This window comes from Vibrio sp. 1401, assembly GCF_033340295.1.
The window spans coordinates 61,903-83,215 of the sequence record NZ_JAWOWF010000020.1 but is presented as its reverse complement, the minus strand read 5'-3'; the positions used below and the strand labels follow the sequence as shown (position 1 = coordinate 83,215).

Genomic DNA, 21,313 nt, shown 5'->3' with positions numbered 1-21,313 from the left:
GCCTTGTTTGTTTTGCTTCCACTCAGCTATCGCTTCCTCATCAATCCAAAAGGTCAGAGAACCACGGTTGATTAAGGATTTATTGTACTGCTTCCAGTTAGTTGTTTTGTAACGAGGTTTAGGCATGAGGCTACGACGATTGATGGGCGTAGCCGCTCAGATCGTAGTTTCTTGATTTAGTTCCATCGAATTACGCAACAAAGCCCAATACCAATGCTAGCTCCGACGCATAACTCTTTACCTTTAAAATGAATTACTTTTTCTATTTCTTGGATATAGCGTAGTGCACATGCAGACAGAGACGTACCTGTTGTGTGTGAACGATGAATAATAATAAATTCATCTCCACCAAAGCGGCCTACCATGTCTGATTCGTCGATAATACTTGATAATCTACTAGCTACAGATTTTAACACTGCATCACCTGCCTCATGGCCATGGCTATCGTTAATATCCTTAAATAAATTTAAATCTATAAAAAACAAACTAAAACTATTCTCACTGCCTCTGAAATTACGCGTAAGCTGGATCAAATGTTTTTCTATTGCTCGACGATTGTAGATATTAGTTAAGGAGTCGTGCTCAGACAAAAATACCAAACTTTCTTTTTGACGATTTAGAACTGAAGTTTGATTCTCTACTTCTTCTTTAAGTTTTGATTTTGATATTGTTGTGTGGTTTAACAATGCCGCCATTTTATTGAAGTAACAAGACAGATTTTCAAATTCCGTGAATTGATTTTCTGAAGGGATTTTATAGTCAAAATTTGACCTGCTTAATTGTTTTATTCCATTTATAAACCTTTGAAAGCTTCTCTTGAACTTTATTTTTATATAAAAGCATAATAGCATAACAACCAGAGAGATAAAAATAATACCTGCTTGAGTGTAATAATTTAAATTTTGTAGTTTTGTAGACTTATTATTAAGTATTTTTTTATAAATATATATTATTTCATTATTCATATCCTGGGATACAATGTTTATTCTGGATTGTATGACAGGATTTGATTTATTATAATTTACGACTGAATCATAATGGCGATCTTTGTCTAGTAAATGATTATTTTCGTATTGAACTAAAAAATACAGTTCGAGATTCATTTTTTTTAGGTCTTTAGTAAGGTATAAAACATCTTCATTTTGAGATAATAATTCGTTTAATTTGTTATGAGAAATCATGAATTGTGTGAAATTGTTTTTTCCCCTATTTTGAGTGTAAGCCCAAAGATAACTACTTAATGACTCTAATGATATTTGTATGTCCATTATTTGGTTTAATTGTTTCTTGGCTTTATAATCTTCTATTTTTATGAAGCTTATGTATACTATAACGCTGATACATAGTATTACGCTTAGACTGAATAGTGATGCTAAATAGTGGTTTAACGAACGATGCATTTTAATCTAGACCATCAAAATATGAATTGATATAGTTTTCTTTAAATATTTTTCTGTAATTTGGAATCTGTCCTTCTACATAGTTTTGTTTTAATGCCCAATTAGCTTCTGATTGTAATGTAAATAATAAAGAATTCGTTAAATTTAATCGAAAGTTATAATCATCCCAACTCCAAGATATTTCTTCAACTGTTGTGTTAAGTTTTTGTGATAGTATTTTCATTGTTAAATGAGGGTTTTTATCCATCCAGTTAATTGAGTGATGAAGTGACTTTATTATTTTCATTACTTCTTGATCTGATTTTTCAATGTGTATTTCTTTTGATACAAGCAAAAAGTAAAGTTTATACACGCCAATAATTCCTATGTTCTTTACTTCTTCATTTATTCTATTCTTGGCCATAAATCCGTATGGCTCCCAAGTAGATATTGCATCGACGTTTCCTTGCATTAAATGATTTATAATAACCTGCGTTGTTGATGATATTTTTTCTACTTTTTCTAAATCAATGTCATTTACCTGTAGCAACAAGTCTAAGTAATATTCGCTAGCGCTCTTTTTTATTACACCAACCTTTTTTCCTGGTAATTTATCTATACTTTCTATGCCAGACCGCTTTTTAGTTAGCAGCTTAATATCATTCGTAGAAGATGCAAAAGAAGTGATTAATGCTAAATCTTTGTATTCAAAGCTTTTAAACATCAGTACGCTTTCAGAAAAAGTGGCGTAATTAACATGGTTTTCTAGAAGTAGGTTTGAACATTCGACCCCTCCAAAGCACATGATAAGTTCGACGTTTAAATCGTTTTCTTCAAACGCACCTATGTGCTCTGCAATGATAAAAGGGGCTGACAGAGGCGTCTTAGATATACCGATTGTTGTAGGTTTGTGGATAGCATTTGATACCGTTGTTAACTTTAAATAAGCAACTACTAATGCAGAAAGAACTAAAATTATGATAACTGTAGAAATCTGTTTTGTATCCATCAAAAACAACTCCCTTCATAATAGTAGTAATTAATCTATCAGTTAAATGAGTGTAGTTGCTTATTGGGTTGATGCTAGGAGAGGAGGGGATTTATTTGTATCGTGCCAAATTTATGAGTACCTAGGGGTAATTTCGGTAACTGGCTTAGATATAAAGAATTTATCTTTAGTTAGTTCAAGTTGTAGCAAATGACTGATTTCATAACATGATGATTTATGGAGAGATATCAACTTTTTAAGTTGAAAAATTGTACTCCATTTTTGTCATTTTTCTTTATCTCATACATTGCGTGATCGGCTTTTTGATACACTTCATTAAACGGTTGCTTTCCTTTGTTAAAGAGACAAACACCGATACTCATTCCTATCGTTACTTTATGTAAGTCTTGATTTATCGCTGGAATGATTGAATCTAAGAGTTGATTGCAAAGTTGGGATATTTCCTCTCGACTTGAATGCCAGTTTAAGATAACAAATTCATCGCCTCCTATGCGTCCAACTTGAGACTTGCTTGACGCAAGCTCTGTTAAGCTATTGGCGATATTGATGAGGAGGGTGTCGCCAGTATGATGGCCTAGCTGGTCGTTAACTGCTTTAAAATTATCTATATCAACAAACACTAAAGCAGACTGCTGAGACGGTTCGGTTTGAGGTTGATGATTAAAGTTTTCCTCAATTGCTTTTCTATTTAACAATCCAGTCAATGGATCACTCGAAGCCAACTTGGCCAGTTGCTGCTCATAACGCTTTTCTTTTGTAATATCGATATGAGTACCCATCATCCGTAGTGGTTCGCCATCAGAACCATACTCGACGATGCGCCCTCGATCGTAGACCCAGCTATCACTGCCGTCTTTATGAATCATGCGATGCACTACCTCATAAAGGTCGGTCTTGCCTGCTAGGTGATCTTCAAATGCACCCACCGCAAGATCATAATCTTCAGGGTGGAGATTGTTTTTCCACGTTTCAACCGTCGCGGTTAACTCATGGGGCTGATAACCTAGCATTTTTCCCCACTGCATATTGAATATCGTCAAAGTACCTGAAGGAATATGCTGCTCCCACAAACACAGTCCATTACTGTCGAGTGCAGCATTCAACTTTTCTTGTAGTCGCGCATTCTTCCGCTTCAGCTCTTCATTTTCTTTTTCTAAGCAGGCAATTCGAGTTAGATATTCTTCCATTTTGCGCATAATTTACGTCGTTTTCGGAGCGACAATATACGAAAAATACTTTGCAATTTCTATGATTGAGCTTGGAGATATAAATATTGAATATGCGGTAAATAATAAAGAATCGGTGATGTTACTTAAGAGCAGTAAAGTAAATGCTTGGAAAACAAAGAAGGAAATAGGGGGTAAGCGAGGGGCTCTCCTGGTGCAAAGTCTTAAATGGAGGCCTTTGCACCGGGACTACTGAGGGTTAGCGGTTTAGTGCACCACAACGCTCAGGTTGGTATGTGATATCGACAATTTCAATTGTCTTCACTTGATTATTTGGCATTGGCCAGTCAAGTTTTTGGCCGACAGACAAACCGATCAGTGCGCTGCCTACGGGTGCAAAAATAGAGATATCATCACTGCTTTTCAGTTCAGAAGGGTAAACCAGTGTCTTTGTCATGGTTCTATCTTCACCTGAAAATTTAAACTCTACAGTCGAGTTCATCGTGACCACGTTATCTGGCATTTGTTCTGGCTCAAGAACTGTTGCTCGGTCGAGCTCTGCTTCTAATTCCACAAGCTCCGCTGCGATGTTTGGCATTTTATCCAACAAAGCCGTGATTCGGTTCATATCTAAGCTTGAGATGTAGATAGAATTGTTTTCTGACATTTTATGACTCCCAAATAAAAGGCCGCCTCACAAAAATGGGACGGCACTCTATATGTCAATTACGGTATCAATCATATGGACGCTATTCCATATGAACTAAACCTGATTTTAGTCTTTATAGTGCGACTTAGCTAGTAAAAAATTTTTGTTGTGAAGCTTGATTTTTCTAAATCTTTCAATCACTTCAGATATTGTTCTCTGATCACCTTGAAACGGTGAAGTCAAGTGAGTGCGTCGTTTAGAAGCAAAGCAGGATTTATCGTAGGTGTGCTCGGTTTCGATGGTCAGCCTAACTTCATAAAAGCAAAACGGTATAGTCCGTTGCTAGCATGGCTTCGGTTATCTCAGTTTGTTAAAACTACCAATATCCGTTAATAAATTACTTTTTATTTCGCAATAGTCAGATAAATACGTTCATCTACCCCTTTAGGGTAGTTTGAAATTGTAATTGATTTACATCATGTATTAATTTTCTTTCACAATTAACAATGAGCTCAGTGATAAGAACCTAACCCTTAGGAATTATAATGAGCAAGTTGAAGCTAGTAGTCATCGGTAACGGTATGGTAGGGCACCGTTATATTGAAGACTTAGTCGAGAAAGCTGATATGTCTAATATGGACATTACGGTTTTCTGTGAAGAACCTCGTGTCGCATACGACCGTGTGCACCTTTCCTCTTACTTTTCTCACCATACTGCAGATGAACTTTCTTTAGTGAAAGAAGGCTTCTACGAGAAACACGGTATTAACATGCTGATCGGCGAACGCGCGATTAACATCAACCGTGAAAACCGCATTGTTTACTCAAGCACTGGCCGAGAAGTTCAATACGACAAGCTGATTCTTGCTACTGGCTCATTCCCATTTGTTCCACCTATCAAAGGTCACGAAAGCAAAGACTGTTTTGTTTACCGTACTATCGAAGATCTTAAAGCGATCGAAGCGTGTGCGAAGAAGAGCAAATCAGGCGTTGTTGTCGGTGGTGGTCTGCTAGGCCTTGAAGCAGCAGGCGCACTGAAAGCACTGGGTGTAGAAACGCACGTTGTTGAGTTCGCGCCAAAGCTAATGGCTGAGCAACTTGACCTGGCTGGTGGTAACCAACTTCGTCAAAAGATCGAGCGTATGGGCGTGAACGTTCACACCAGCAAAAACACGCTTGAGATTGCGGCAGAAGGCACAAACGCACGCAACGTTATGCGTTTTGCTGACGGTTCAGAGCTAGAAACAGACTTCATCGTATTCTCTGCAGGTATTCGCCCACAAGACAAACTAGCACGCCAAATGGAGCTAGAAGTGGCACCTCGTGGCGGTGTTGCTATCAACGACCATTGTCAGACTTCTGATGAGAACATCTACGCTATCGGTGAGTGTGCGTCTTGGAACGAAATGTTCTACGGCCTTGTTGCTCCTGGCTACAAGATGGCGACCGTTGCTGTTGACCACCTACTAGGTAACACAGAAAGCAAATTCGAAGGCGCTGACATGTCTGCGAAGCTGAAACTTCTTGGCGTGAAAGTAGGCTCTATCGGTGACGCGAACGGTCGTACTGAAGGGTGTAAGAGTTACGTTTACCAGAACGAAGAGCAAGAAGTTTACAAACGTCTTGTCGTTTCTGAAGACAACAAGAAACTGCTTGGCGCGGTTATGGTTGGCGATACGTCTGACTACGGCGACCTGCTTCAACTTATGTTGAACGAAATCGACCTACCAGAACACCCGGATGCGTTGATCCTTCCTGCACACGCAGGCGCTGAGAAACCAGCACTAGGTGCAGACGCTCTACCAGAAAGCGCAGTGATCTGTTCTTGTTTCGACGTGACAAAAGGCAAGGTCGCACAAGCGGTCGCTAATGGTCACCACACGTTGGGCGACATCAAAGCCGTGACGGGCGCGGGTACAGGCTGTGGTGGTTGTATTCCTCTAGTGACCTCTGTTCTAAATGCTGAGCTTGCTAAATCTGGTATCGAAGTGAAGAACGACGTGTGTGAGCACTTTGCATACTCACGCCAAGAGCTGTTCCACCTAATCCGCATTGAAGAGATCAAAACGTTTGATGAGCTTCTAGAGAAATACGGCAAAGGTTACGGCTGTGAAGTTTGTAAACCACTGGCTGGTTCTATCTTGGCTTCTTGCTGGGGTGAGCACATTCTTAAGCCACAACTGGTTAAGCTGCACGACACGAACGATAACTTCCTAGGTAACATCCAAAAAGACGGTACTTACTCTGTTATCCCACGTATGGCGGGTGGCGAAGTAACACCTCAAGCACTGAGTGCACTAGCGAACGTTGCAGCAGAATACAACCTATACACCAAAGTAACCGGTGCTCAACGTATTGGTCTGTTTGGTGCTCAAAAAGACGATCTTCCAGAGATCTGGCGCAAGCTTATCGACGCTGGTTTCGAAACAGGTCAAGCGTACGCAAAAGCACTTCGTATGGCGAAGACATGTGTGGGCTCAACTTGGTGTCGTTACGGCGTTCAAGACTCTGTTGGTCTGGGTTCTTACATCGAGAACCGTTACAAAGGCATTCGTACACCTCATAAGATGAAGTTCGGTGTTTCTGGTTGTACTCGTGAGTGTGCGGAAGCACAAGGTAAAGACCTTGGCATCATCGCGACTGACGCAGGTTGGAACATGTACGTATGTGGTAACGGCGGCATGAAACCTCGTCACGCAGACCTACTTGCAAGTGACCTAGATAAAGAAACACTAATCAAGTACATCGACCGCTTCATGATGTTCTACATCCGTACTGCTGCGCCACTACAACGCACATCAGTTTGGATGGAAAACATGGAAGGTGGCGTTGACTACCTACGCGAAGTGATTGTTAACGACAAGCTTGGTATCAACGCTCAACTAGAGGCAGACGTAGCGAAGCTTGTAGACGAGTACGAGTGTGAGTGGACTGCGACCATCAACGACGAATCACAACTGACTCGTTTCGCGCACTTCATCAACTCTGACAAGCGCGATGAAAACGTCGTGTTTGTACAAGAGCGTGAACAGCACCGCCCAGCAACCTTCACGGAAAAACACCCTGAAGCGAAAGGCGACATCCTACACGTAGCGATCACTGAAGCATAAGGGAAGGTTGATTATGTCATTTGAAAAGATTTGCCAAATCAGCGACATCGTACCGGGCACGGGTGTTTGTGCACTGGTTGATGGTCAGCAAGTTGCGGTATTCCGCCCAACACAAGCAGAAGAAGTGCTGGCGATCAGCAACACAGACCCGTTCTTCCAATCAAACGTGCTTTCTCGCGGTTTGATCTGTGAGCACCAAGGCGAGCTTTGGGTGGCTAGCCCACTTAAGAAGCAACGCTTTAACCTGACAACAGGTGCGTGCATGGAAGACGAGCGTTTTAGCGTGAAAGCGTACAAAACCCGCGTAACAAACGGCGAAGTAGAAATCTCTGCGTAAGCTTGGTTTTCATTCCCTCCTCTTAGGGGAGGGAATGAACTGAAACCTAGATTTAATAGACAAAGGCTTTCCAAGCATCAACTCAGGGGAACAGGGAAGCGAGGTGTTGTAGACAGCGTTCAGGTGTCAACGGGAAGCCTTTCTCTATTAAATCTTTAACTTTTTAACTTTCAATTTTGGATAAGGACACATTCATGTCTACTGATTTTAAGCCTGCAGAATTCGTGCAAACCATGATCAATGTTGGTGAAGCGAAAACCAATACAAGCACGCGAGATCTTCTGCTTCGCGGTACGATGGCTGGCGTTATTCTTTCGCTTGCGGTGGTGGTTGCTATTACCGCGATTGTACAAACGGGTATCGGCCTTGTAGGTGCACTTGTTTTCCCCGTTGGTTTCGTAATTCTAAGTGTGATGGGTTATGACCTAGTAACCGGTGTTTTTGGTCTAGCGCCTCTGGCTAAGTTTGCGAACCGTCCGGGCATCACTTGGGGTCGTATCTTCCGTTGTTGGGGTCTTGTAGGCTTGGGTAACCTTATCGGTTCTCTGATCGTTGCTTACCTAGTGGCTATCTCTCTAACAGGTAACTTCTCTCTAGAACTGAACGCAGTAGCGAAGAAATTTGTCGCTGTTTCTACCGCGCGTAGCCTTGGTTTTGAAAACATGGGTATGGACGGATGGATCACGTGTTTCGTACGCGGCATCTTCTGTAACCTAATGGTGTGTCTTGGCGTTATCGGCAACATGACAGCACGTTCAGTGTCTGGTCGTGTAGCAATGATGTGGTTCCCAATCTTCATCTTCTTTGCGCTAGTATTTGAACACACCGTAGTAAACATGTTCCTATTCCCACTAGGTATGATTCTAGGTGCGGATTTTGGTATCGCGACTTGGTTGAACTTCAACCTTATTCCAACCATTCTAGGTAATATTGTCGGTGGTCTCGTAATGACTTGTATTCCACTGTACCTAACTCACGCAAAAACAGCGCCTTCTATCAACGTAGTTGAAGAAGAAGTAAAAACAGAGCCTGCAATCGCAAAATAAACCGCTTTTATCTGGCCCTACCTATGGTAGGTAGGGCTGTTCAACTCATTTAACTTTCGATAAGTATTGTATTGATTTAACTATAAAAAGTAATAACTCCTTGGGGTGATTTTAACCTTGAGTTAATGACTTGAGTGTTACTTTTTATGTCCAAATTTTCGATAGGCGTTGATATGACAACTGTTAACTCATCTTTAAACAGCGGCTTTGTTTCTCTTGTTGGTGCAGGTCCAGGTGATCCTGATTTGCTCACAGTAAAAGGCTTAAAAGCCATTCAAGCGGCTGAAGTTGTGGTGTACGACCGATTGGTGTCGAAAGACATTCTTGAATTGGCTCACGCATCAGCAGAGATGATCTACGTAGGTAAAAAATTAGACTTTCACTGTGTGCCTCAAGATCAAATCAACCAAATCTTGGTGCAGAAAGCGCAAGAAGGTAAACGCGTTGTGCGCCTAAAAGGTGGGGACTCATTTATCTTTGGCCGTGGTGGTGAAGAGCTAGAAGAGCTAGCCGAATTTGGCATCAAATACGAAGTGGTTCCTGGTATTACGGCGGCGGCGGGTGCAACGGCATACGCTGGTATTCCATTAACGCACCGTGACTATGCTCAAAGTGTTCAATTTATCACTGGTCATGTACAAAAAGATGGGTGTGAGATTGAATGGCATTCACTAGCGCAATCCAACAACACACTTGTGTTCTATATGGGGTTGAAGCAAAGCGGCCATATTATGGATAAGCTGATCACTCATGGGTTAGATCCTGAGATGTCATGCGCCATTATTGAAAACGGTACGCGCCCAGAGCAGCGCGTGTTCCAAGGAAAGTTGAACGAGCTATCGATCATGGCAGAGCAAGCCGTGAGCCCAGCATTGATTGTGGTTGGCAGCGTGACTCAACTTCACAACAAGTTGGATTGGTTCGCAAAGTAATACTGCCCAGAAGTGACTATATTTTACAGGGGCTTTGTTGCCTCTGCATTTCTTGCTTACGCATAGGCATTTGATCAATGAGGTTGTTGATAAACGGCCAGTCTGTTTCTGCGCCCCAACGGTGCTTTTCTAGACCATCTTTACCAAGCAAAATAGCAGTATGAGAACCTTTTTCGACCGCATAAAGACGAGCTAGCATTTTTAGGTCGAACTCTTCTTTAAGCCAAGCAGGAAAGGTATAACCTTGTTCTGTAATGACCAGTGTGACGACATCTCTGTCTTCCAACTCACACTCATTCATAAGTGTTTCTAGCAAGAATTGTTTGACGTATTCATCATTTTCCGGCGCAAAGTAGAGCACACTTCTATGTGGCCAGTATTTGGAGTGCGCTGGATAACCAAATGCTGTCGATGACAAGATACAAGAAAGCAGTATCACTAGTAACTTTCCGCCCATGACAGTTCCCCTAGAAACCCAAATAACTTTTTATACGTTAAGTTTAGTGGAATTGGCTCATTGTGCTTTTTCCAAAACTGGCATAGGGTAGGCAGCAAATAAATTGAGCGTAGAAATAGATGAGTTCGGAAAGCAAACAAAAAATCGCCATTTTGGTTGATGTACAGAATGTGTATTACACCTGTCGCGAAGCGTATCGAAGCAATTTTGATTACAACCAGTTTTGGTATGTCGCCACACAAGGGAAAGAGGTGGTAAGTGCTCGTGCTTATGCCATCGCGAGTAACGATCCAAAACAACGTCAGTTTCATCACATTTTACGCGGTGTTGGATTTGAGGTGATGCTTAAACCCTACATCCAGCGTCGTGATGGCAGCTCGAAAGGCGATTGGGATGTGGGTATTACTCTCGATGCAATTGAAATTGCTCCCGAAGTTGAGGAAGTGATTCTAGTTTCGGGAGATGGAGACTTTAGTCTGCTAGTAGAGAGAATTCAGCAGCGCTTCAATAAAACGGTGACCGTTTATGGTGTACCTAAACTTACATCTCAAACTCTGATTGATTGTGCCGACAATTTTGTCGCGATTGATGACGATTTCTTGCTGTAGTTAATAGTGCAATAAAGAAAGGCGAGTCACTCAGGCTGTACGAAAACGTACAATGACTCGCCTCTAATTTATCGTTGATTTGGCTAGTTACGAAGGAATGATCATTTGCCCTAGCAAGTAACCCAAGCAACACGCACCAATCACGCCGATTAAGCCCACAGACATGAATGAGTGGTTGAAGTACCACTTACCAATCTTAGTTGTGCCCGAGGTATCGAAGTTCACAGTCGCGATATCTGAAGGGTAGTTGGGAATAAAGAAGTAGCCATATACCGCTGGCATCAAGCCGATAAGCAGCGCAGGTTCCAAACCTAAGCCGAGACCAACAGGTAGCATCATGCGAGCCGTTGCAGCTTGAGAGTTCACCACAACCGACACGATGAATAACGCAAGCGCGAATGTCCAAGGGTAGTTGGTTACCATCTCTACGATGCCGGATTTAAATTGAGGCATAGCGTACTGGAAGTAGGTATCTGACATCCATGCAATACCGAAGATAGCAATCGCCGCCACCATACCAGATTTAAATACCACCCCATTTGGTACGTCACGCGGGTCAGTTTTGGTCGCAAGCAAAATGATACCGCCGAAGCAGAGCATCATCATTTGAATCACAACCGCCATGCTGATTGGCTTCGAGCCATCTACGATGGTACGAATGTCTGGCCACATCGCGATAACGACGATAACCAAGATCGATGCAATGAACAGCAATACAGAGTTACGAGCACTTGTTGGTAGTACTTCATCAAGAGACGTTGCAGTTGTGTTGAGGATTTTTTCTCTCCACACAGGATCTTTCAAACGCTCTTGGTATTCTTCATCGTCGTCTAGTTCTTTACCACGCTTTAGGCTGTAAAGTGACATCAACAACGTACCGAATAAGGTTGCAGGTACAGTAACGAGCAGAATTGAGAGCAGAGTGATCTCGTGTTGAATATCAGAGAGTTGCGCCAAGTAGTAAACTACGGCCGCTGAAATTGGCGAGGCTGTGATTGCGATTTGAGAGGCGACAGAAGCGGCAGCCATAGGACGCTCTGGACGAATGCCGTTTTTAAGCGCAACGTCGCCAATGATTGGCATGATAGAGTAAACCGCGTGACCTGTACCAAGTAGGAAGGTCATAAAGTAAGTCACGAACGGAGCAATAAGGGTGACGCGTTTTGGGTTCTTACGAAGCACACGCTCGGCAACTTGCAGCATGTATTTCAAACCGCCAGCGGCTTCAAGAATGGAAGCACATGTTACCACCGCTAAAATGATCAACATGACGGTGACAGGAGGAGAGGTTGGCGGCATCTTAAAGATGAAGACTTCAATCACCAAGCCAATTCCGGATACGACCCCAAGGCCTATACCACCATAACGTGAGCCGATATACAGCATCACGAGCAAAAATAGAAACTCAAGATACAACATGTGGATTTCCTTATTCAAAACAGAGGGCTACATAGCCAAATTACCTCTTTGTATTGTCTCGATATTCAGAAAGAAAATACTTCATGTTGTTCACAATCCGCTGGATAAGAAACAGCAATATTCAATTATTGGCAATAACTCACGCTACACAGGTGAACTGTTAACACAGTTTTATCAGGGTGTTTTTATGCTGTGTATTTTTGCGATCATGTGAGCGTTAAATGCGAAGAGGTTTAAGAGTTTGTTGCTATTCATCGCATACGTAACCAGACCTTACAGTTTCACAGAACGCGGAAATACAGTCATAGCTAACCCTAAGAGTGTTTCTTTGTTATGAAAACGCAAAGGATAATAGTTTGCATTGCGATTAGTGCTTGGGTATAAAGGTGTCAGAATGAATACAACTACAATAAGCCATCATGTCTGAGCAATTTTTCCCGCAACTGTTTCAAACTTCGAGTGAGATAACACCTTACCTACACGGTGATATCGGCGAGATAGGGCAAGAAGCTATCCATATCGAAAATGATATCAACCCGATCATCCAAGGCCTTTACCAGCAAATCTCGGAGGCTCATCCGGAAGCGGGAAAAGCATATTGGTTGACAAGAACGTGGGATTTACTTTGTTGGCAGCCAGTTTATGTCGCATTCATCTCTATTTACGGTTACCACACGTTGCCAAACATTCGCGAGATAGCGCAGCACCTCAAACCTTGTTTTGTTTCTGGGTACCGATTCTCCGACGAAGCGCATATACATGGCGAGCCAGAGGCGTTGATAAAAGAGGCGGGGCGTCAAATCCGAGAACTGTTCGACTTCTATCAACAAGAGATGAGTCAATGGACACGCATTCGTCCTGGCTTCACCCATCAATTGATGTCGGACGGAATCATGGCTTGTTTAATTCGTCTCCAACAGCGCTTTCCGCAAATGACTAACTCGACACTTCAGGAGCATGCGGTCTTGTGGCTAAGCGCAATGGGTTTGGATGTTGATAATAGCCGCTCACTTCATGAGACGGAATCTGATCAGCCGCTAAAGTTAGTAAGAAAAAGTTGTTGTTTAGTCTATAAGTGTGAAGGCAGAAAGCTTTGTGCAGATTGTCCTCGTTTAGAGGAAAATCGACAGCTTATGAGCAAGAAGGTTCTTAATTAACATTTATTTAACTTGTGTAACAGTGCTCGATTTGAGAGTGAGAATAAGTATCATTGCATGCTCTTGTTGACAACAAAAAGATAAATACAATGATGAAAAGGACGTTTTCTTTCAATCTCATCGTACTTGCGATGAGCAGTGGATACGCAGTTAGCTCAATAGCAGCAGAAGATCTTCAACAAACATCGACTCCGAGCGATGAGCAATTGGTTGTTGTAGGCAGTGTGATGCCGAAATCGATCTCCGATATTCCAGGAACGGTTTGGTTTGTTGGCCAAGAAGAGATTGCTCAGCAATATCGTGCGGGCAAGACACTGGGTGATATTCTTTCTGCAACCATCCCTTCTTTAGACGTCGGCACCGGTGGTCGAACTAACTATGGTCAGAACCTTCGCGGTAGAGCAATGTTGGTAATGATTGATGGTGTCTCGTTACAGTCTTCTCGCCCGATTAGTCGTCAGTTAGATGCAATAGACCCATTCAACATCGAGCGAATTGAAGTACTATCTGGTGCAACCTCCATTTATGGTGCAGGCGCTACTGGTGGTGTTATTAACATTATCACCAAGAAAGCGTACTCGGATGACTTGTCGTTTGAATCCTACGTGAGTGGCACTACAGGCTTTAATAGCAGCGATGACTTTGATTACAAACTCGCTCAGTCTATCTCGGGTGGTAATGAGCGAATTACCGCTAGAGGTTCGGTTGTGTACACCGAGACACAAGGTGCATTTGACGCAAATGGCGACATTGTCACCCCAGACATTTCACAGGGCTCTTTGCAGTATAATTCAACGCTCGATGTTATGGGATCGACCGAGATTCAAATCTCCGATGCCAGCAAGTTAAACCTTGTCGCACAATACTATGACAGCCAGCAAGATTCGCCATACGGTTTGTACATTGTTAACAATAAATTTGTTGATGTACGAGAGGGGTTCGATTCCGACCGTGAACATGGTACAGAGCGAGTTCTCTTAAGTGCGAACTACGCTCACGACAGCGTATTCGGTCATCAACTGATAGGCGAGTTATCTTACCGTAGTGAAGACCAAACCTTTACTCCTTATTACCAAAGTGCCTCTCAACAAAAAACAGAAGTTTTTGCTGGGCGCTTAGCGTTAGCTAAAAGCTGGGAGTCATTCAAACTTGTTTATGGTGTCGATGCGTACTTAGACCGTTTTGAAAGTAACCAGGCTCTGTTCGATCCAACCATTGCGAACAGCTCTGGGAACTTAATTAATCGAACCTATGCCGAAGTGGGGCGTTACCCAGATGTTGATGTGGCGTCTTACGCAATGTTTGTCCAAGGGGATTACCAAATCAATCAAGATTGGTCAGTACAAGCAGGCTACCGCTACCAATACATGGACAATAAGATTGATGATTTTGTTGCCTATAGTATACAAAAGAAGATCGCATCGGGTAATGGTGTATCAGCGGATGCGGTACCAGGTGGCAGCACTGACTACTCTGTGAGCTTATTTAATTTGGGCACCATTTATCAGCTTAACGATGAATCTCAGCTTTGGGCGAACTTCTCTCAAGGTTTCGAACTCGCTGATCCTGCAAAGTACTACGGCCAAGGTAGCTACGATGCCGCGGATGCAAATGGTCACTACGCGTTGAACAATAGCATTAACGTATCTGACTCAAAAATGTCGGGCATCAAAACGGACAGCTATGAAATTGGTTACCGATTAGATACGGATACTGTCGCACTGCAAGCGGCGGGTTACTACTCGGTGTCGGATAACTCAATCAAGTATGACAAGAAGACGCTCCTAATCACCAATGTTGATGACGAGCAACGTGTATACGGTGCCGAAGCAAACATTAACTACTGGGTAAACCGTGATATTTTGTTAGGTGCATCAGGTCACTATGTGGTTTCTGAGCTGAAAACCAACGGTAAGTGGGAAGATCTAAGTGCGGGTAAAGCAAGTACATCAAAAGCGAACGCGTGGGCGGCTTACTATCAGGATGGCTATTCACTACGTCTACAAAGCCAGACGATGTTTGATTACGAAGATGACGCAAACAACAAACTAGATGGATACACTACGTTTGATCTTCTTGGTAACGTAACACTACCTATCGGGCAGTTAGGTTTTGGTATTCAAAACCTATTTGACGAAGACTACACAACCGCTTGGGGACAACGTGCGCAGATTCTTTATGCAGCACACTACGATGCAGCAGCGTACGACTACAAAGGAAGAGGTCGCACATTCACACTGAACTACAGTGTTGAATACTAAAGCTAACTCGCTCCAAATATCAAAAAAGCCGCTTGAAGCGGCTTTTCTTTTAGGCTTGATCTGTCTGCGCTGTGTCTACAACGTTTTCCGTGTGTTCTGAAGCTTGGTTTTGTTCTTCAGCTTCCATTTTCGCGCGTTCAGCTTTGGAGATATAACGCGGCTTATTGCTCTTATGTAGCTTAGCGTTATGCTTCTTCTGCTTCGCTTTCAAGATCTGATTGATTTTCTTCTTGCGGTTCATGGTGGTGGTCCTTTAATTTAGCGAGGCAGGATAGTTACTTTTTTATCAAGTTACAACTAAATAAGCGCCGGTATCGGTCGCAAAATTCAAGTACGTTCCTATGTCCAATCATCTATCGCGTTTTAATGGAGCCCAAATGAAAACACTGTACACCGAACGTTTGATACTGCGTCTTGTGAGTGTAAATGATGCACCATTTATACTAGAACTTTATAACCGCCCAGACTTCTACCGTTTTGTCGGAGACAAACAAATTCGTACCGAATATGAAGCGGCGCGTTACATAAAAGAAAACATGCTACGCATGCAAAAAATTAGAGGCGTGAGTTTACTCGTTGTAGAGAAGAAAGAAGATGGACAACCCATCGGGATTTGTGGGTTGGTTAAACGTGACACATTACAACACTATGATCTCGGATATGGATTTTTACCTTCCGCTTATGGCTTCGGCTACGGAACGGAGTCTGCAACCGCAGTGCTGGAATACGCTAGAGAGGAAATGAAACTCGATAATTTGGTTGCCATCACCAACAATGACAATATTCGTAGTATAAGTTTGCTCAAAAAACTGGGCTTTGAGTTTGAACGAGTTGAGCAGCAATATGATAATGGCCGCACGTTAGAACTTTACACAATGATGTTGTGATTTTTGGATAGCGCATGAGCGATATTTTACTTGGCAAACTCGCCACTGAATTTAAGACAGTAAAAGCCATGGTAGAGGTTTACTGTCATGACCATCATGGAACAAAACGTGACTTATGCTCAGAATGTCATGAGCTGCTTGAATACGCAGAAGTGCGCCTCGACCGCTGTCCTTATGGAGAGAATAAACCGACGTGTAATAAATGTCCGATTCACTGCTACAAACCAGAGCCGAAAGAACAAATGCGTTTGGTCATGCGTTACTCTGGCCCCAGAATGTTACTGAAACATCCCATCTTGGCGGTTCGTCATTTGCTTCATGAAAAGCGAATGGTACCGGAAAAGCCTGCAGCGAACGCGTCAAACCGTCACAAGCGTTTATCTAAACAAAAATGCGAAGAATAAAAAAACGAGGGCGACATGCCCTCGTTTTCGTTGAGTAGAAGCGGCGTGGTTAGAGGCCAGCGGCCATACGCTGCTTGGTTTTGCTCGCAGCAAGTAGCATGTATACGCCAGTCGCAACCAAAGCGGCAAACAAGTAGCCTAGCAAGCCGTGTTCTTGGCCCATAAATTTATCAGCGACAACAGGACCAGCAACAGAGCCGATGCTGTAGCTAAACAGCATGACTTGTGTCGCAGAGACAATAAAGCGTTCATCAAGTCCTTCGCAACCTAAGTTGATTGCAATCGGGTACAAGGCAAAAGTAGCTGCACCTAAAAAGAATAATGCAGCAGCCAATACCACGGCTGACGAGGAAATAAAGGTCATACCGATCGAAAAAATACCCAAAATACAGAAAAACGCCATTAGCACTGTGCGGCTCATGTATTTGTTTAACGCGGTCACCATTGGTTGAACTAGCATGCCACCTAGAATCACTAGCGCCATCAATGTACCAATGTCTTGATGGCTAATTTTACGGTTAGTTAACTCAACTGGCATTAATCCGTAGATCGCGCCTAAGGTCAAACCTGAAACAACACAACCAATAATTGCTGCATGGTTTAGTTTGGCAATTTGCTTAAATGATAAAGCGGTTGATTCATGGCTGTTTGGCTGCTCACACTCAATGAACATTAGCACCAGCATCGCCATTAAGATCAACGTCGTGATCGCAATAAACGGAACGCCGCCACTTACGCCAAGCACGCCAATACCAAACTGGCCTAATGCTGAACCACCATAAAGCGATAGCATGTACAAGCTCAAACGTCTCGCACGCGATGCTTCGTCTCCAGACATTAGCCAAGATTCAACAATGACAAAAACACCAGCAACCGCGATACCCGCAATAAAGCGAGCGGCAAGCCACATCAATCCGTTAGCAAACACGGGTAGTGTGACGATAGTTAGCGAAAATACGGCCAAGCAACCAATAAACGCGTTACGGTGACCAACTTGACGTACGATACGTTCAATAAAAATAGCACCGGTTAATAAGCCGCCATAAAACACACTCGCCAACCAACTCGCGTAATCTGCTGAGATGTTGTATTCACCGAGCATGAGAGGGATCAAGCTCATTAAATAGCCCGAAGCCACCGCATAAAGAGACAGTGCGACGACTGGAACTGTAACTCGTGGTGATGCTGCAGGAACGACTGTGTTTTCCACTGTTTTGCGCCTATAAGTTAAATGAAATCTAAGGGTTATTCGGCGCGAATATGAGGCTAATAGTTAGGCAAGTAAAATGATAAATTTAAGTCGTTTCGATAAATAATATTTGTTAACTAGATAGGTTGATAAGTTGCATAAAAACGCCAACCTACAAACAAGGTTGGCGTGGAAGATTATTTAGTAAGTGCTTGATTTAACCATTGATCGAATTGAGTTTTAGGTAACGCACCATTGATCATATCAACGCGTTGACCATTCTTGAAAACCATAATGGTAGGAATACTGCGAATACCAAATTGCGTCGCAAGTTGTTGTTGAGCTTCGGTATCAATCTTAACAAAACGAGCCGTTCCGGCTTGCTCATGAGCAACATCAGAGAAAACAGGAGCAAAACCAACGCACGGGTTGCACCATGGGGCCCAAAAATCTACTACAACAGGCATATCACTTTGTAATAGAGCAGAAAAGTTATCTTGTGTACCTTCGATAGGCGAGCCGTCTAAAAGTGCACTTTTACATTTACCGCAAGTTGCAGATTCGGCAACGCGCTCATTAGGGACACGATTTAGACCGCCGCACGAAGGGCAGCGAGTTTTAAACGATGACATGACTTCTTCCTTTATTACGTATTGATGAAAACATGACTTACCAGTCAGCCTCATTATTTGTATACTTATTTTTTAACCTGCCGAAATAACGCAGCGCAGGTTTGTATTTGAGCCTAAGGTTCTAAGAAATTTTATTAAAATACAACAATAAATAGGTCTGCGATGACAAATTACTACGCTGAAATTACAGGTTGGGGGAAATGTGTTCCGCCAGCCGTGCTCTCTAACGATGATCTTAGCACTTTCCTCGATACTTCCGATGAGTGGATTCGTACCCGCACTGGTATCGAAAACCGCCGTATTAGTCATGTAAACACGTCAGACATGGCGACCGTTGCTGCTAAACATGCATTAGCTCGAGCAGGCGTCGATGCAACAGACGTGGATTTAATCATTGTGGCGACTTGTTCACCAGATTCATTGATTCCAAATATCGCGTCTAAGGTACAGCAGAACCTAGGTATTCGTGCAGCCGCTGCCTTTGACTTAAATGCCGCATGTACGGGATTTGTCTATGGCCTAGAAACGGGCACACGTTTGATTCAATCAGGTAACTATCGTAACGCGATCATTATTGGTGCGGAAAGATTGTCTTTCTACATCGATTGGGCAATGCGAGATACCGCTGTTCTATTTGGTGATGGTGCGGGCGCCGTTGTGTTATCAAGAACGGAAAAAGAAACGGGTTTACTACAGTCTCAAATCGGTTGTGACGCAAAAGGCCGAGATATTCTGTCCGTACCAAAGTTTGGTACTTGTATGGATCGCTTTGCGGAAGACAACGGTTACTGGGATTTCAACTTTGTAGGACAAGAAATTTTCAAACGTGCAGTAAAAGGCATGGGGCTAGCTGCGAAAACCGTACTGAAAGCATCACAGTTAACGACGGAACAAATCGATGTTGTGATTCCGCATCAAGCGAATATTCGTATTATTCAAACCTTGTGTGACCTGTCTGGAATTCCACACGACAAAGCGTTTGTTAACATTCAAAACTATGGCAATACTTCAGCTGCGACGGTGCCAATTGCATTGTGTGAAGCGGTAGAGCAAGGTCGAGTTAACCCAGGTGATAATATGCTTCTTGCTGCATTTGGTGCAGGTTTGACATGGGGTGCGGCAGTATTGAAATGGGGTGACCGCGTAACGCCAGTTTCTGAAAGTGATGCGGTTCTGCCTGAGTGTGAGCAATCCGCGTTAGAATTACTTGAGCGTGCCATTAAGCTGTGTAACGAACGCCGTCGCGACGAGGTGTAACGGACACTCTGCAAACATAAGATGAGTAAGGGAGCGCGAGGCTCCCTTATTTGATGATGCGTTCTACAGCTAACCTGAAAAATATCTTAAGCCATAAAGCCCAGGTTTGAATGAGTAAAATTACGGATGTTCGGGAAGACGTATTCCAGTGCAGCGTTATCACTCACGCCCATCCACTGTGCTAGTGTTGAACCAACTTGATCAGCGGCAATTTTGGGTATGAGTCGGCCTTGAGAGTAATCATCGTTTCCGCCCAGTATTAGTTCCGGCCATGTACCGATAGGTTGTTTCCCATTTACCGCGCCTCCAATTAATAGTTGATGGCCACCCCAGCCATGATCGGTACCATTTCCGTTGCTCATCATCCGTCGACCGAAGTCAGACATAGTGAAAGAGGTAACTTGCTTGTTTAGCCCTAACCGTTCGACCGCACGATACATTGCTAAAAGGTTTGTCGCGAGATCCTCAAGTAACACTGGATGACGTGCCAATTGCGAATCGTGTAGGTCATACCCAGAGTGTTTAACGAAAAAGACTTGTCGTTGCTGCTTCAGGACATCTTGGCTTGCTATCAATTTGTACACGGTTTGCATCTGCTTGCCGAGCGTCGATGACGTAAACAGCGGCTCGTCAGCAATGTGGTTGAGTTGCTCGCTCAGTACACTACTCATTACCATCGACTCATCAACCATCAAATTAAAATGACCATTAAATGGATTGTCAGTTTGATGAGAGAGAAGGCGGTCATAGATACCTTTGTATAAAGGGCTATCAATCGCGGTAAGCTGAACTGCGCGATCTTTTTTCAGGACGGTTTGGCGGTGTTCCATTGCCCGTAACCAAAGCGAGTTGCCATGCACACTGTATAGCGGTGTTATTTCTGATTCAGAGTTTAATACATCCAACATTCTGCCAGCCCAACCAAGATTTTTAGACTCGCTCATTCCACCAAGTAACCAAGCGTCTGTTTGAGAATTATGAGAAAACAGTTGCTCGGGAAGTGATGCTTCACCTTGCTCAATAGCTTGTTTGGTGACGGGATGGTTGAGAATGCCACTATTGAGCACGATGCTGGCATCGCCTTGTTCGAAAACGGAAGTCAACGCATTTAACTTTGGGTGTAAGCCGAGCTTCACTGGGTGATTTGAGCTATCGACAGCACTCAAATTGATAGGGAGTATGTCTTCTTTGGCGACAGAGAGTGGCCCTCTGACTTTGGAATATTGATGATAGTGCGCCTCCGATAATGGCAGTACGGTGTTGAACGCATCGTTTCCGCCAGCTAAATACACACATATTAATGCTCGAAAGTCATTGGATGGCGCTGCGAGAGAGTAACCTGGCAGACTAAGAGAGGCTAGTGCGCCCATTGATAGCGTGCTTTGTATAAAATGTCGTCGTGAAATATCCATAA

At 43.2% G+C, this 21,313-nt stretch carries 20 protein-coding genes and 1 pseudogene; 10 read left to right on the top strand and 11 right to left on the bottom strand.

All coding sequences use genetic code 11. The features are described 5' to 3' along the window. From R7Z77_RS12315 to rnk, 5 genes and pseudogenes are all read right to left on the bottom strand, one after another. Positions 1–126 (bottom strand): annotated as a pseudogene (locus R7Z77_RS12315) (IS5/IS1182 family transposase); the annotation flags it as partial. A gap of 50 nt (positions 127–176) precedes the next feature. Next, the gene (locus tag R7Z77_RS12310) at positions 177–1,268 is read right to left on the bottom strand and encodes a GGDEF domain-containing protein (protein ID WP_318136689.1); all 1,092 of its coding nucleotides are present in this window, start codon (positions 1,266–1,268) and stop codon (positions 177–179) included. 133 nt (positions 1,269–1,401) lie between these two features. Continuing rightward, positions 1,402–2,388, bottom strand: coding sequence for an ABC transporter substrate-binding protein (locus R7Z77_RS12305; protein WP_005376042.1), 987 nt, complete (start codon positions 2,386–2,388; stop codon positions 1,402–1,404). A gap of 227 nt (positions 2,389–2,615) precedes the next feature. Further along, positions 2,616–3,575, bottom strand: coding sequence for a GGDEF domain-containing protein (locus tag R7Z77_RS12300; protein WP_318136690.1), 960 nt, complete (start codon positions 3,573–3,575; stop codon positions 2,616–2,618). Positions 3,576–3,813: 238 nt separating this feature from the next. Continuing rightward, entirely contained in the window at positions 3,814–4,221 is a 408-nt protein-coding gene (gene rnk / locus R7Z77_RS12295; protein WP_005390213.1) for a nucleoside diphosphate kinase regulator, read from the bottom strand. 527 nt (positions 4,222–4,748) lie between these two features. Between rnk and nirB the strand changes: the two genes are divergently transcribed. The 4 genes from nirB (at position 4,749) to cobA (ending at position 9,628) form a co-directional block, all read left to right on the top strand. After that, positions 4,749–7,313, top strand: a complete 2,565-nt coding sequence (gene nirB, locus R7Z77_RS12290; RefSeq protein WP_054575959.1) for a nitrite reductase large subunit NirB — start codon at positions 4,749–4,751, stop codon at positions 7,311–7,313. Between the two features lie 13 nt (positions 7,314–7,326). Beyond that, positions 7,327–7,650, top strand: coding sequence for a nitrite reductase small subunit NirD (nirD, locus tag R7Z77_RS12285; RefSeq protein WP_005387969.1), 324 nt, complete (start codon positions 7,327–7,329; stop codon positions 7,648–7,650). Positions 7,651–7,844: 194 nt separating this feature from the next. Continuing rightward, positions 7,845–8,696 (top strand): formate/nitrite transporter family protein, encoded by an 852-nt coding sequence (locus R7Z77_RS12280; RefSeq protein ID WP_033907034.1) that lies wholly within the window; start codon positions 7,845–7,847, stop codon positions 8,694–8,696. 173 nt (positions 8,697–8,869) lie between these two features. Beyond that, on the top strand, positions 8,870–9,628 hold the full coding sequence (gene cobA / locus R7Z77_RS12275) for a uroporphyrinogen-III C-methyltransferase (protein ID WP_318136688.1): 759 nt from the start codon (positions 8,870–8,872) through the stop codon (positions 9,626–9,628). A 16-nt stretch (positions 9,629–9,644) separates the two neighbouring features. Here cobA and R7Z77_RS12270 read toward each other — a convergent pair whose 3' ends face one another. Then, positions 9,645–10,085, bottom strand: a complete 441-nt coding sequence (locus R7Z77_RS12270; RefSeq protein ID WP_017820187.1) for a DUF4174 domain-containing protein — start codon at positions 10,083–10,085, stop codon at positions 9,645–9,647. Positions 10,086–10,204: 119 nt separating this feature from the next. Between R7Z77_RS12270 and R7Z77_RS12265 the strand changes: the two genes are divergently transcribed. Continuing rightward, complete coding sequence (locus R7Z77_RS12265) at positions 10,205–10,693, top strand: NYN domain-containing protein (RefSeq protein WP_005387978.1); 489 nt, start codon at positions 10,205–10,207, stop codon at positions 10,691–10,693. 87 nt (positions 10,694–10,780) lie between these two features. On the opposite strand, the gene R7Z77_RS12260 is transcribed toward R7Z77_RS12265, so the two are convergent. After that, a complete protein-coding gene (locus R7Z77_RS12260; RefSeq protein WP_005376060.1) occupies positions 10,781–12,112 on the bottom strand; it encodes an anaerobic C4-dicarboxylate transporter in 1,332 nt (443 codons plus the stop codon). 419 nt (positions 12,113–12,531) lie between these two features. On the opposite strand from R7Z77_RS12260, the gene R7Z77_RS12255 reads away from it, so the two are divergent. After that, positions 12,532–13,269, top strand: a complete 738-nt coding sequence (locus R7Z77_RS12255) for a siderophore ferric iron reductase (RefSeq protein ID WP_318111376.1) — start codon at positions 12,532–12,534, stop codon at positions 13,267–13,269. 89 nt (positions 13,270–13,358) lie between these two features. Then, positions 13,359–15,530 carry a TonB-dependent receptor gene (locus R7Z77_RS12250; protein ID WP_017634648.1) on the top strand — a complete coding sequence of 724 codons (2,172 nt, stop codon included), beginning with the start codon at positions 13,359–13,361 and terminating at the stop codon, positions 15,528–15,530. 49 nt (positions 15,531–15,579) lie between these two features. On the opposite strand, the gene R7Z77_RS12245 is transcribed toward R7Z77_RS12250, so the two are convergent. Next, complete coding sequence (locus R7Z77_RS12245; protein WP_005376066.1) at positions 15,580–15,771, bottom strand: DUF2986 domain-containing protein; 192 nt, start codon at positions 15,769–15,771, stop codon at positions 15,580–15,582. Between the two features lie 136 nt (positions 15,772–15,907). Between R7Z77_RS12245 and R7Z77_RS12240 the strand changes: the two genes are divergently transcribed. Both R7Z77_RS12240 and R7Z77_RS12235 read left to right on the top strand, forming a co-directional pair. After that, a complete protein-coding gene (locus R7Z77_RS12240) occupies positions 15,908–16,417 on the top strand; it encodes a GNAT family N-acetyltransferase (protein WP_025767743.1) in 510 nt (169 codons plus the stop codon). Between the two features lie 14 nt (positions 16,418–16,431). Further along, positions 16,432–16,821: a nitrous oxide-stimulated promoter family protein gene (locus R7Z77_RS12235; protein WP_025767744.1), complete on the top strand. Its 390-nt coding sequence runs from the start codon at positions 16,432–16,434 to the stop codon at positions 16,819–16,821. Positions 16,822–16,870: 49 nt separating this feature from the next. On the opposite strand, the gene R7Z77_RS12230 is transcribed toward R7Z77_RS12235, so the two are convergent. Further along, entirely contained in the window at positions 16,871–18,031 is a 1,161-nt protein-coding gene (locus R7Z77_RS12230) for an MFS transporter (RefSeq protein ID WP_017634647.1), read from the bottom strand. A gap of 176 nt (positions 18,032–18,207) precedes the next feature. Beyond that, positions 18,208–18,642 carry a thioredoxin TrxC gene (gene trxC, locus R7Z77_RS12225; RefSeq protein ID WP_005387991.1) on the bottom strand — a complete coding sequence of 145 codons (435 nt, stop codon included), beginning with the start codon at positions 18,640–18,642 and terminating at the stop codon, positions 18,208–18,210. 162 nt (positions 18,643–18,804) lie between these two features. On the opposite strand from trxC, the gene R7Z77_RS12220 reads away from it, so the two are divergent. Then, a complete protein-coding gene (locus R7Z77_RS12220) occupies positions 18,805–19,899 on the top strand; it encodes a ketoacyl-ACP synthase III (protein ID WP_053349917.1) in 1,095 nt (364 codons plus the stop codon). An 86-nt stretch (positions 19,900–19,985) separates the two neighbouring features. Here R7Z77_RS12220 and R7Z77_RS12215 read toward each other — a convergent pair whose 3' ends face one another. After that, positions 19,986–21,311 (bottom strand): DUF1501 domain-containing protein, encoded by a 1,326-nt coding sequence (locus tag R7Z77_RS12215; protein ID WP_318136687.1) that lies wholly within the window; start codon positions 21,309–21,311, stop codon positions 19,986–19,988. Between the last annotated feature and the right edge of the window lie 2 nt (positions 21,312–21,313).